This is a genomic window from Clostridium sp. AF23-6LB (assembly GCF_003461085.1).
Lineage (GTDB): Bacteria > Bacillota > Clostridia > Lachnospirales > Lachnospiraceae > Coprococcus > Coprococcus ammoniilyticus.
In genome coordinates, this window is the sequence record NZ_QTWK01000002.1 from 257,386 (window position 1) to 270,388 (window position 13,003).

The following is a 13,003-nucleotide window of genomic DNA, read 5'->3' on the forward strand; positions in this document are numbered from 1 at the left end:
GCTGAAAAATCACTTGCTTGCAAGGGATGATTTTTCGAATGCATTGAGTGAGCTATGCTTACACTATAATATAAAATAAAATATGCATATCCAGTATAACACAAGATATGCACAGATAGTTGTTGTATTATTTTCCAAGGGCAGTTGTTCGTAAAAAAGATTCCTGATATTTTCTTGGAGTGACTCCAGTTGTCTTTCGAAATACTTCTGTAAAATAACTCTGGCTGGGAAATGCCAGAATTGAGGCAATTTCAGAAGGCGAGAAATCAGAATAAAGTAACATATTTTTCGCTGTTTCAATTTTTTTATCACGAATATAGTTGCTGATTGTCTGACCGGTTTCCTTTTTAAAAAGCCGGGATAGATAGGAGATATTTAATCCTGTCAGCTTAGCAAGTTGTTCTGCTGTGATATGGGTATGAAGATGATCATAGATATAATCCAGACAGACAGCAATATGGAGTGATGATATTTTGGATTTTCGAAGGTTTCGCATTCGTTTCGCATAATCCATACACATGGCAGGATGAAGTGCTGCAACTTCCTCTGGCGTTTTGCAACGGTCCGCTTTTTGGATATAGAAATCGCTCAGACTGTAGGCATTTGACAATTCCATACCACCTTCAATGCAGTAACGTGCAATAATTGCTGTTGTAATGACATAATGGTATTTTATGTTTTGAAGATAGTGGTCGGACAAGGTGCCTAATCCTTCTTTATCTAATAAGGATTCCTGACACAGCTGTTCAACCTTTGCTACATCTCCTTCTTTTATCGCTGTATAAAAGGAAACCTCCGGATTGTATGGAGCCCGCAGAAGATTATTTTCCCTTTGAACAAATTCTCGGTATACAAGTTCTTTTTTCAGTTGCATATTCTATCCCCGTTCGTATAAAACAGTCATAAGACTATATAGTAAATATGACAGATAAAACAATAAGACTATTAGTAAATTTGTATAAATTGTATCATAAAACATGACTATGGTCAATAAAACGATATAAAAGTAATATAAACGATATAAAGAAAACAGTAGTCTTCTTATACTATTTGCATAACAAAAATTTATACGGGAGGTATGTATTCATGAAAAATGCAAAAAAGATTATTGCTTTTTTAATGGCTCTTACACTTTTAGTAAGCACCATCCAGATGCCGGTTATGGCTGCAACAACAAAAAAAGCAACAATCAAGACGGTATCGATTGTAAAGCCTGAGACAAAAACGCTTGTTTTAAAAGCAAAGAAATCATACCAGTTGAAAACAAAAGTAACTGTAAATGGAAAAATCAGTAAGAAAGTAACCTACAAATCTTCAAATGAAAAGGTTGCTACCGTAAGTAAAAACGGTAAAATCAAGGCATTGAAAAAGGGAAAAACAACTATAACAGTAAGAAGCAAGGTAAATAAGAAGAAAAAGACAACCTTGAAGGTTATTGTTGGAACACCTGTTAAAGCTGTAAAGCTCAATAAAAGCAAGGTGAAAACACAGGTTGGCAAGAAGGTAAAATTAAAAGCAACAGTTTCACCTAAAAAATCCAGTGTAAAGGGTGTAAAGTTTACTTCAAGCAATAAGAAGGTTGCAACAGTAAGTAAAAAGGGTGTTGTTACCTGTAAAAAGGCTGGAAAAGTTACAATTACAGCTACGGCTAAAGATGGAAGTGCAAAGAAGGCAAAATGTACAATTACTATTAAAAAGAAGAAAACTGAGCCATCCAATAAACCGGGAACGCCAAACAAGCCGGGAACGCCAAACAAGCCGGTAACACCAAACAAGCCGGTAACACCAAACAAGCCGGATGATAAAGACGACCAGGATAACAAGGGCGATGAAGACAACAAGCTTTCTTATGATGGATATAATCTGAAATGGGAAGATGACTTTGATGGTGATGCGTTAAATGAGGATGACTGGAATTATGAAGAGCATGCACCAGGATGGGTAAACAGTGAATTACAGGCATATGTAAAGTCTGATCAGAATGTATATGTAAAGGATGGAAAGCTGGTTATCCAGCCTGTCAAGACAAAGAATGAAGATGGTTCATATTCTATTACTTCAGGAAGAATCAATACACAGGGTAAGCATGATTTTACATATGGATTGTTTGAGGTAAGAGCTAAGGTTCCAAGTGGAAAAGGTTTCCTTCCGGCCTTCTGGATGATGCCAACAGATGAAAATCTGTATGGACAGTGGCCAAGATGTGGTGAGATTGATGCTATGGAAGTTATGGGGCAGGAAACAGATAAGGTTTATGGCACGATTCACTATGGAAGTCCACATGCGGAAAAGCAGGGAACATATACATTAGAGAATGGAAATTTTGCAGATGAATATCATACATTTTCATGTGACTGGCAGCCGGGTAAGATCACATGGTATGTAGATGGAATAAAATATCATGAGACAAGTGACTGGTTCACAGCCGTTGAGGGTGAAACAGAGGTTGCTTATCCTGCACCATTTGATCAGCCATTTTACATGATCTTAAATCTTGCAGTTGGTGGATCATGGGTTGGATATCCGGATGATGATGCAGATTATATCAATACTCAGAGTTATAGTATTGATTATGTAAAAGTATATCAGAAGGACAGCTATAATGAAGATGTAGAAAAACCTGTTAACGAAGTAATTATCCGTGATCCGGATGCAAATGGAAACTATGTAAACAATGGAGATTTTGCTAAGACAGAAGATCTCACAGATGACATAGACTGGAAATTCCTTACCACTTTAGAAGGAGAAGGAAATGCAGTTATTAAAAACAAGGCAATTGAAATACATACAGATAAAGCCGGAACAGTTGATTACAGTATTCAGCTTGTTCAGCCATCAATTCCTGCAGAAAAAGGCGGCGAATATACAGTAACATTTGATGCATGGGCAGATGAAGCACGTACTATGAAAGTAGATGTATCTGCACCAGATCGTTCCTACAAGCGTTATCTGAATGATACGGTTGTTGATCTTACAACAGAGAAGCAGACCTATACTTATACATACACCATGACGGATAAGCCGGATGCAAATGCACGTCTGGAGTTCAATTTCGGTGCTACAGATTCAACAGCTACTGTATACATTACAAATGTATCAATTAAAAAGACAGCACAGAAGGAAATTGATAATAGTAAAAAACCTTTATCAGATGGTAACTATATTTACAATGGTGGTTTTCAGGAAGGTAAGAATCGTCTCGGTGACTGGACTGTGACAAATAACTGCCAGGCAGTAGTTAGCGTAACAGGATTGGCAGATGGCCGTCGTCTTATGGTAAAGGCTGATACAAAGAATAAAGCGGATGTAATCCTTTCACAGGATGGTCTTCCACTTAACGTTGAGACAGAATATGCATTGAGCTTTGACGCACAGGCAGATACAGATATGCAGCTTGATGTAGTTATTGCAGGTGAAACATTTACTGCAGATGTAACAACAGACAAACAGACATTTAACTATGTATTTAAAACACCGGAAGAGTTAACTGATGCATTTAAGACGATAACATATTTCCTTGGAAATAAGGGAACGATCTATTTGGACAATGTTCGCGTTGTTGAAAATACACTGATTAAGAACGGAAGTTTTAAGGCAGGTTTCTCTGGTTACGAAGTATATGCAGAAGGCAGCACAGATGTATCTTATGTAGTCGACAGTCAGACAGAAGATTGTGCAGCAGATTTTACGATCAAGGATACAGGTGCTCAGGACTGGATGATCCAGTTAAAGCAGAACAATATTAGTCTTGAAGAAGGTCAGTGGTACAGACTATCATTAAAGGCAAAATCAGATATGAACCGTAAGCTTATGGTTGCACTTCAGAGAGATGGTTCATCTGATGATGACTGGACACCATATTCAGGATCAAAGACAGTTGATCTTACAGATGAATATCAGTCTATTGTTGTTGAGTTCAAGATGAAGAACAAGAGTGATCCTAGAACAATTTTAAGTATTTCTATGGGTGCTGTAGGCGGTGTTCAGATCAAACAGCAGCATAGAATCTGTATTGATGATATTATTCTTGAGAAAATTGATGCTCCAAAGGTTGATGAGACGGAGTCAGATGTGAATCTGATCAAGAACGCAGATTTCTCAGAGGGAGACAATGGACTTTCAAACTGGGAAGGTGGTATTATGGGTGATGCTGTTGGAACACAGACAGTTGATAAGGGTGTTATCACTTATGAATTATCAGATGTTGGAACTGCTGACTGGAATGTACAGTTGAAGCAGACGGGACTGGCATTGGAAAATGGAAAGACCTATGAAGCAAGTATTACTTTAAAGTCAACCGAAGCAAGAACGGTATTATTGAATTTCATGAGCAACACTTATAAATGGTATGGTGGAGAAACAATTGTTCTTCCAAAGAATGAAGAGGTTGTAAAAACCATTACATTCACAATGAATGAAGAGACAGATACTGATGCTGGATTCTTCCTCTCTATGGGTAAGATTGCGGATGTTGATACCCCTGCATCTACAATCACAGTATCAAATATCTCTTTAAAAAAGCTTGCTGAATAATTCACAGGCATATAAACACATAAGTATTTACACAAGACAGGCATCGGTATTGTTACCGGTGCCTGTTTCGATTATGTAGATAAGTTATCAGGATGTTATTATTGTTTGTTAAAGCTGTAAACTTCGGCAATCTCGCTGATGGAGACATAGGCTTTATCGTCAAGTTCATGGACAATATTCTTCATCTTTCCAATCTGGAAACGGTTTACAACAATGTAGATCATGGTCTTTTCCTGATCCGAATAGAAGCCCTTTGCATCGATCATCGTTATACCGCAGGAAAATGTATCCGAGAGTTCCTGACAGATTTCCTGTGGCTTCGTTGTAATGATATAGGCGGCTTTGGAACGGTCAATACCTTCTACGATAAAGTCGATAGTCTTAAGTGCAGCCATATATGTAACGATGGAATAGAGAGGCAGGATCCAACTGTTCAGGATAATGCCACAGATGATATAAAGCATTACATTATATGCCATAACAAAGGTTCCGACGGTGATGCCAAGGCGTTTGGCAAATATGATTGCAAGTGTCTCGATACCATCCATTGCACCGCCAAAACGGATCGCAAGTCCGCTTCCCGCACCGGAGATCAGACCGCCAAAGAGTGCGCACAGAAGCAGATCGGAGCCTGCAAGCGGAGATACAAATCGGACATCGACAGGAAGGACATCTGTAATCAACCATGCACCCAGAGAGTAGATCGCAACTACATAGATCGCATAGATGGTGAAGGTAGATCCCTGCTTTTTCCAGCCATATAAGAATAGTGGAATATTTAAAATAATAAGGAAAACAGAAAGTGACAGGTGTTCCGGAGTGATCTGACTTAGTAGCATGGAAGTACCGGATATGCCACTGTCATAGAGATTAACAGGACTTAAAAATATCGTAATACCGAAGGCATTGATAAGCCCGGCAATGGTCAGCCCGAGGATATTTTTCCAGTGTAGGGAACGAAAGATGGTTTTTAGTTTATTCATATAAAAGCCTCCTGTTCTGTCATATACATTTTTTACTATGGTCAAATATTACACGAGAAAACCATTGATTACAAGAGAATCGTGCTTAATTTAATTAAATCTTTACTGGAAGTTTATTGTTTTCTTGCATTCGTATTTGTCAGAGAGTAAGATAGACTTATATATTATGTGATATTAGAGGAAATAGAATAATATGAAAAATGTTTCGGAAATTATAGAGCAGGGAAATAAGAATGCAGAGCTTCCGGCGTGGTTAAATATGCGGCATGCATGGAGTGCCAGTGATGCAAAGCGGGATGAAGGACTGGCATATCCGGATAATGTAATTCAGATCAAGAATTTGGATTATAAGAAAGCGATAGACGTTAAAAAATGGAATGAATCTTTCCAGAGAGAAGATAATGAAAGAATCATTTATTATAATGAACCGGACGATGCTTCGAATCTTGATTCTGAACGTTATGCATCAAACAGTTTATTTGATATATATTATCCGGCTGAGCCGGATGCGCAGACAACATATCCGGTGATCGTCAGCGTTCATGGCGGTGGATGGTTTTATGGAGATAAAGAGCTGTATAGTTATTATTGCTGCCATCTGGCATCAAAGGGATTTGCGGTTGTGAATTTTAATTACCGGCTGGCACCTCAGAACAAATATCCGGCAGCGATTGAGGATGTGGCATACATTATCCATTATATTCACGAGAATGCAGGGATGCTTCATCTGGATACGGAAAAGTTTTATATGCTGGGGGATTCAGCAGGAGCGCAGCTTACGGCAAATTACTGTATTATTGCCGGGAATGCAGCGTATCGGAGCAAGCTGGATTTCTTTACATATGACAGACTTCCAAAGGCTGTGTGCCTGAACTGCGGAGCATATGAGATGGACAAGCGGGAGGATAATATTTCTGACTGGTATATGAAGAAGGAAGATGGAAGTTATGTAGTATCTGAAGAGCAGAGAAAGTTGTTCCTTTCACAGCTTGAGTATCTGACGAAAGATTTTCCACCGGCATATCTGATGTACAGTGTAAATGATGATCTGAGATTTCAGACCATTCATCTGGATGAACGAATGGAGAAGCTGGGTGTCCGGCATGTGATCCGGTCATTTGGAGAGAAACATCCGGACAGCGGACATGTATTTCACATTAATCTGAAAAACCCGGAAGGCGTACAGTGCAATGAGGAAGAATGTGCATGGTTCCGTCAGTATGAATAAGTACATGGCGGTTCATATAGAAAGTATATGTATTTGTAAGACTTGAAAAAATATGAAATGAAATTTGGAGTACAAGAAAATGGCAGAAGGTTGTAATCATAATTGTAGTAGTTGTGGAGAGAGCTGTTCATCAAGAACTGCTCCTCAGAGTTTACTTGAAACACCACATGAAGGAACAAAGATCAAACATATCATAGCAGTTATCAGTGGAAAAGGCGGTGTTGGAAAATCATCCGTAACGACATCCCTTGCAGTTACCTTGAATCGTCTTGGTTATAAAACGGCGGTTCTGGATGCAGATATTACCGGACCTTCGATTCCGACAGCATTTGGAATAAATGAAGAACCGGAGAGAGGCGATGATTTCCTGTATGCGGTTGAAACAAAGACCGGAATCAAGATGATGTCGATCAATCTGTTGATCGAAGATCAGACGGCACCGGTTATCTGGCGTGGTCCGATCATCGCGGGAGCAGTAAAACAGTTTTATACAGATGTTGTCTGGGGAGATATTGATTATATGCTGGTTGATTGTCCGCCCGGAACCGGAGATGTACCGCTTACGGTATTCCAGTCTCTGCCGGTTGATGGCGCAGTTATTGTTACAACACCTCAGGATCTGGTGTCTCTTATTGTGGAGAAGGCAGTCCGTATGGCAGACGATATGGGAATCCGTATCTTAGGTCTGGTTGAGAATATGTCATATTTCAAATGCCCGGATTGCGGCAAAGAACACAGCATCTTCGGTGAGAGTAAAGTAGAGGAGATACAGGATCGTTTCGGTATCGAGACGGTCGTAAAGCTTCCAATCGACCCTGCACTTGCCGGTCTGATGGATGAAGGTAAGATCGAGGATATGCCGGAATCAAAGCTGAAGGAATTCGCACAGACGATCGTGGGAAAGATAGGATGAAACTTAGAAAATTACTGGAAAGCTGCCACCTGTGTCCGAGAAAATGCGGGGTGAACCGCATAAACGGACAGACAGGGGCATGTAATGAAACATTATCAATATCAGCCGCAAGGGCGGCATTGCATATGTGGGAGGAGCCTTGCATTTCCGGAGAGAACGGATCGGGCGCGGTATTCTTTTCCGGTTGTTCACTTGGATGTGCATATTGCCAAAACCATGATATATCCGGGGGCTTGAATGGAAAAGAGATCACGATAAAGCGCTTATCGGAAATTTTCTTTGAGTTAAAAGAGCAGGGAGCCAATAATATCAATCTGGTAACGCCGGATCATTTTATTCCTCAGATCATAGAGGCAATCGATATGGCAAAGGAGCAGGGGTTCAATCTTCTGTTTGTCTATAATTGCAGTGGATATGAGGAGATCGACGCCCTGAAGCTGTTAGATGGATACATTGACATTTACCTGCCCGATTTTAAATATATGTCGGCAGAACTGGCGGCGAGATACAGTCACGCACCGGATTATCCGGAGGTGGCGAAAACGGCACTGGCGGAGATGGTACGGCAGGTTGGAGGAGATCAGACGACATTTGACGAGGATGGCATCATGAAGCGTGGTGTTATTGTCCGTCATCTGGAGCTTCCGGGATGTATCGAGGATTCCAAGGCTGTCATTCGTTACTTATATAAAACATATGGAAATAATATTTACATCAGCATTATGAACCAGTATACGCCGATGGAGGGTATCGGTGAGAAGTTCCCGGAACTGAACCGCAAACTGACGGAACGGGAATATGATGAACTGGTTGATTATGCGGTTTCAATCGGTGTAGAGAATGGTTTCATTCAGGAAGGGGAAACGGCATCAGAGAGTTTTATACCTCCATTTACAAATGAAGGGGTATGATGCAGAAGATGCAGAAATGTCCGGTATAACAGTTGAAACAGATCAGATGGAAATATCTGGTTTAAATAAAAAAGGAAAGGAAGATGGGAGTATGAAAAACATCTTAAAGCAGGCGGCAATGAGTATCTTACTTGTTGCGCTGGTGTGTTCTTTCTGTGTAACACCTGCAATGGCAGCGACAGAGTTTATTGGAGAGACAAAAGAAAACAGTACAGTTGTTTCAGATGAAAGTGCAGAACTTGCTGCAAGTTCAGGCTGGGTAAAGAAGAGTTCCGGCCGTTTTGAATATTACAGCAAGGCAGGCAAGGTAACGAAGAAGCTGGTGAAGAAGAATGGGTTCTTCCGTTATTATCTGAAAAAGAATGGCAAATGGAAAGCGCAGAAAAAGGTCTGGGTGACAATCTCACATAACCAGTATTATGCGAATGCAAAAGGCAAGGTCACCACGATCTATTATGGTGCCAGCAAAAAGGCAAAGCGGTATTCCGGTGGTAAATGGAAGTATGTGAAGAATGATACCCTTCGTCTGGCAAATGGAAACATGTATTATTTCAGTGCAAATGGTATCCGTCAGACGAAACATAGCTGGTATAAGATCAATGATAATCGTCATGTTCTGGTCGGCGAAAAGGGTTCCGATACCGTAGATTATCTGTTGAAGAAGGATGGCGGTGCATGGAAATGTTATGTCAGCACAAAGAAAGGCTGGGATAAGTTCAGAAGCAAGTGGGCACAGGCATATGGCAAGATCTATTACTTTGATGCAACCGGAAAGGCATCCAGAATCTACTATGTGGAGTCCATGAAATGCTATGAATACAAAAATGGCAAATATGTAATGTGGAGAAATACAACAAAATATATTGGTAAATATCTGTTGTATTTTGGTTCCGACGGTGTACGTGTTACCAAATCCGGTTGGTATAAGATATCATCAGATAAAGAGATCTACGTAAATTCACAGGGAGTTGTTACGGATTCCAGAACACCTGTAAAAGAAACAACCGGACATTCTGCAACCGGTTGGTATACGATCAAGCTCAGTAATGGCAGTACAAAGCAGGTATATGGATATTTTGATTATGATGCAGAAAATACGATCATTCGTCAGTTAAATGCATACAGAAAGGCAAATGGTCTTAATGAATTGACAAGATCACAGAGCCTGGTGGATTCTGCAAGAGTACGTGCATATGAGTGCTCTTATTCCTTCTCACATACAAGACCGGATGGTACTCGGTGTTTTACTGCTTCATCAGAAATGAATGGCGAAAATATTGCAGCCGGATATCCTTCTGCAGATGCAGCAATGACAGCCTGGAAAAATTCACCGGGACATGATGCAAATATGAAATTTTCACTATTCAGTAAAATTGGTGTTGGTGTATTTGTAGCAGTATCCAGTGATAATTGTGGATATAAATATTACTACGTTCAGAACTTTGGTATTTAGAAACAGATTGTATATTTTATTCATAAAGTAAAAGGTACTTCAGAATGTTTAACATAATTTGTATGACATTCTGAAGTACCTTTATTTTTATAAGCCTGCTTTTATAAGGTCGTTTTCATCAGAAAAAGTAATGCAGTTATATAAGAATAATACCTGATCGTAGTCTTCGACATTTACCAGATTGCTGATCGACTGATTCGTGTACCGCAGGTCGATCATGGTCACGGTATCGTAGTTATTGATCAGAAACTGTATCATTGAATTCGCATAGCTGTCCTTGATCACAAGGATGGAACGTTTTTCAGAATCCGAAATATTTGAATCATTTGCCGCATCGGATGCCTTGTTGCGGCTGATCGTAGCAACAGCAACATTCTGTCCGGTGTAGGATGCGTATTTGTCTTTGACGTCCAGATAGTCACGGAAGAAGATGGAGTCATAGGAATTTTCTTTGTCAAATCCATTCGAGGTCGTCATGGATGGTGCAACGCTGTTATCTGCCAGTGTATAGAAATCAAGCTCATCTTTTGTAACAGACTGATCTAAGGTCTTTGAGAACAGGGTTCCCTGAAATTCCGTACTTGCGGTTTCTTTTGTAAAATCCTTCAATTCATAAGGAGTATATCCAAGCTCTGCTCCGGCAGTCTGGTATGCATAATAAGCACCAAGAGATGTCCAGTGGTGATCGGTACGATAATAGATATACTCGCTATCATGTCCCTTTAATGCATTATATATATTGATCGGTGTCACATCGGATAGTTCGTTATAACAGGATTCGATCATGTCTTTTTCGTCAACCGATACATTCTTAACTGCTGCAGGCAGCAGGGAATCTCCATAGACACCGACAGAGGTTGGACACAACATGAAGTAGGTTGGAATCTCCGGATGCTTTGCAGCGAAGCTGTTAATGACAGCAAGATTTGTATGGATCTTATCAGCATCATATGCTGCACCGATGTCATCATAGTCTGAAAGCACCTGCATCATCCGATCGTCTTTTGTATATACTGTTGAAATCTCTGTTTTACCCATCAATCGTTCAGAATCATTCATGGCTGAGATCCACTGTTCCCTGCCATAGAACCGGTCTGAGAACCAGGCATCAAAACCGTTCATACATGTCTCGTCCTTGATGGACGAAAGGCTGACGGTTGGAAATTCCGACAGATAGCGATTTTCATTTTCGGAAAAAGGTGCCTTCTCTTTTGGCAGTTTAACAAGTGTCAAAATGGGAAGTGCGATGATGATACATGCAAATATGATAATTCCGATTTTTTTATGCATAAGGGCTCACCTCTAAAAATTAAAGTACAAAAATGGGTTATAGCTTGCGTTGACAAGGTAGGCGGTGGAAAGCAGCATCAGAATCGCCATCAAAATGACGCTTCCGTAATTGCCGACAGCCGGAACTTTGTCTGCGAGCTTAACAGCCAGCTTCTTTGGCAGATCCGTAGAACCGATGATCGCAATGATGAATAACAATCCAAAGTTTACAAGGATATATACGGTATAACTGTCATAGAAGTTACTGCCAAAGCGGAACATCCGTCCCATATAGGAGAATGCCTGTGCGATCGTTGATGTATCAAAGAGTACCCATCCAAGCATGACGAGGACGATCGCATAAATACGTTTTATAATAGAAGGAATCTTTGTAAAGATATCCTGCTTTCCTGCTTTTGTCAGAGCAGTTGTAACCAGCTTTTCTATAATGATCAGAACACCGTACAGAGAACCCCACAGAATGAAGTTCCAGCTTGCACCATGCCAGACACCGGTTAAGAACCAGACAACTGCCGTGTTGAATATTGTACGGGCAAGTCCCTTGCGGCTTCCTCCGAGAGGAAAATAGACATAGCTCTTGAACCAGCCGGAGAGTGTCATATGCCATCTGCGCCAGAACTCGCTGATACTCTTGGACATATAGGGATAATTGAAGTTTTCCGGGAAATGGAAACCGAGCATCTTACCCAGACCGATCGCCATATCAGAATAACCGGAAAAATCAAAATAGATCTGTAAGGTATAAGCGGCAATGCCTAGCCATGCGGTTGCAATCGGAAGCTCGGATAAGTCCATAGCTTTGACATTTGTCCAGACAACACCGATATTATTTGCGATCAGAACCTTCTTGCCAAGACCGACCGCGAAGCGTAGAATACCATCCCAGATCAGGTCGATGTCGATCACACGTTCATTCAGCTCGGCAGCTACATCTTCATAACGAACGATCGGACCTGCTACGATCTGTGGGAACAGCGTGACAAAGGCTGCAAAGGTGATCGGATTCTTCTGAACAGAGATGTTCTTCCGGTACAGGTCGATCGTATATGACATGGACTGGAAGGTAAAGAAGCTGATACCGATCGGAAGCAGAGAGGTCGGTGAACCATAGTGTGTTCCGAATAGGTTATTAATATTTTCAATGATGAAATTGCTGTATTTGAAAAAGCCAAGCAAGGACAGATTCATGACCATCGATACGATCAGTGCAAGCTTTCGAAGTGCCTGACGGTCGCCTGCCTTATAAATGACCAGACCTGCAAAATAATCGATCATTGTCGATGCGATCAGTACAAATACATAGATTGGTTCGCCCCATGCGTAGAAGAACAGTCCGCTGATCAGGATGAACAGGTTCCGTAACTGCTTCGGGACAATATAATAGATAACCAGTGTAACCGGTAAAAATATATATAAAAATGTCAAACTGGAAAAGACCATGTGATACCCCAACTAACTTCATTATTATGTCGACTTCTGTCGCCGTAACAATTATAAAGTTAACGTATGGTAGTGTCAATCAGATTAAATATTAAATATTTGTGAGAAACCGGCTAAGAAACGGGAAAATATATAGATTGTGTGCATAGTTACAATATCGGCAGGCATATACAGATATACAGCAGTATTAAGACTACCAATATAGGATTTTAAGGAGATGAGAAAAAATCAGCCCATGTGAAACCATGTGAC

The 13,003-nt window shown here is 40.5% G+C and carries 9 protein-coding genes; 5 read left to right on the forward strand and 4 right to left on the reverse strand.

The genetic code is table 11. The features are described from left to right. Positions 1-127: 127 nt before the first annotated feature. Positions 128-874: an AraC family transcriptional regulator gene (locus tag DWY07_RS05685; protein ID WP_117822447.1), complete on the reverse strand. Its 747-nt coding sequence runs from the start codon at positions 872-874 to the stop codon at positions 128-130. A gap of 212 nt (positions 875-1,086) precedes the next feature. On the opposite strand from DWY07_RS05685, the gene DWY07_RS05690 reads away from it, so the two are divergent. After that, entirely contained in the window at positions 1,087-4,533 is a 3,447-nt protein-coding gene (locus tag DWY07_RS05690) for a carbohydrate binding domain-containing protein (RefSeq protein WP_117822448.1), read from the forward strand. A 98-nt stretch (positions 4,534-4,631) separates the two neighbouring features. Here DWY07_RS05690 and DWY07_RS05695 read toward each other — a convergent pair whose 3' ends face one another. Continuing rightward, on the reverse strand, positions 4,632-5,516 hold the full coding sequence (locus DWY07_RS05695; RefSeq protein ID WP_008401711.1) for a YitT family protein: 885 nt from the start codon (positions 5,514-5,516) through the stop codon (positions 4,632-4,634). Between the two features lie 193 nt (positions 5,517-5,709). Between DWY07_RS05695 and DWY07_RS05700 the strand changes: the two genes are divergently transcribed. From DWY07_RS05700 to DWY07_RS05715, 4 genes are all read left to right on the forward strand, one after another. Continuing rightward, complete coding sequence (locus DWY07_RS05700; RefSeq protein WP_117822449.1) at positions 5,710-6,744, forward strand: alpha/beta hydrolase; 1,035 nt, start codon at positions 5,710-5,712, stop codon at positions 6,742-6,744. A gap of 79 nt (positions 6,745-6,823) precedes the next feature. Then, entirely contained in the window at positions 6,824-7,657 is an 834-nt protein-coding gene (locus DWY07_RS05705) for an Mrp/NBP35 family ATP-binding protein (protein ID WP_117784589.1), read from the forward strand. Continuing rightward, complete coding sequence (locus DWY07_RS05710) at positions 7,654-8,568, forward strand: radical SAM protein (RefSeq protein WP_117822450.1); 915 nt, start codon at positions 7,654-7,656, stop codon at positions 8,566-8,568. Before DWY07_RS05705 ends, DWY07_RS05710 begins: the two co-directional genes overlap by 4 nt. Before the next feature lie 91 nt (positions 8,569-8,659). Continuing rightward, positions 8,660-10,021 (forward strand): CAP domain-containing protein, encoded by a 1,362-nt coding sequence (locus DWY07_RS05715; RefSeq protein ID WP_181983888.1) that lies wholly within the window; start codon positions 8,660-8,662, stop codon positions 10,019-10,021. Positions 10,022-10,108: 87 nt separating this feature from the next. Here DWY07_RS05715 and DWY07_RS05720 read toward each other — a convergent pair whose 3' ends face one another. Both DWY07_RS05720 and DWY07_RS05725 read right to left on the reverse strand, forming a co-directional pair. Then, complete coding sequence (locus tag DWY07_RS05720) at positions 10,109-11,311, reverse strand: DHHW family protein (RefSeq protein WP_117822452.1); 1,203 nt, start codon at positions 11,309-11,311, stop codon at positions 10,109-10,111. Between the two features lie 12 nt (positions 11,312-11,323). Beyond that, positions 11,324-12,751, reverse strand: coding sequence for an MBOAT family O-acyltransferase (locus DWY07_RS05725; protein WP_117822453.1), 1,428 nt, complete (start codon positions 12,749-12,751; stop codon positions 11,324-11,326). Positions 12,752-13,003 lie beyond the last annotated feature (252 nt).

Bases quoted from the DNA above. Each gene is read 5' to 3' on its own strand.
- DWY07_RS05720 (WP_117822452.1), bottom strand. From the start codon at position 11,311: ATGCATAAAAAAATCGGAATTATCATATTTGCATGTATCATCATCGCA.
- DWY07_RS05700 (WP_117822449.1), top strand. From the start codon at position 5,710: ATGAAAAATGTTTCGGAAATTATAGAGCAGGGAAATAAGAATGCAGAG.
- DWY07_RS05715 (WP_181983888.1), top strand. From the start codon at position 8,660: ATGAAAAACATCTTAAAGCAGGCGGCAATGAGTATCTTACTTGTTGCG.
- DWY07_RS05695 (WP_008401711.1), bottom strand. From the start codon at position 5,516: ATGAATAAACTAAAAACCATCTTTCGTTCCCTACACTGGAAAAATATC.
- DWY07_RS05705 (WP_117784589.1), top strand. From the start codon at position 6,824: ATGGCAGAAGGTTGTAATCATAATTGTAGTAGTTGTGGAGAGAGCTGT.
- DWY07_RS05685 (WP_117822447.1), bottom strand. From the start codon at position 874: ATGCAACTGAAAAAAGAACTTGTATACCGAGAATTTGTTCAAAGGGAA.
- DWY07_RS05725 (WP_117822453.1), bottom strand. From the start codon at position 12,751: ATGGTCTTTTCCAGTTTGACATTTTTATATATATTTTTACCGGTTACA.
- DWY07_RS05710 (WP_117822450.1), top strand. From the start codon at position 7,654: ATGAAACTTAGAAAATTACTGGAAAGCTGCCACCTGTGTCCGAGAAAA.
- DWY07_RS05690 (WP_117822448.1), top strand. From the start codon at position 1,087: ATGAAAAATGCAAAAAAGATTATTGCTTTTTTAATGGCTCTTACACTT.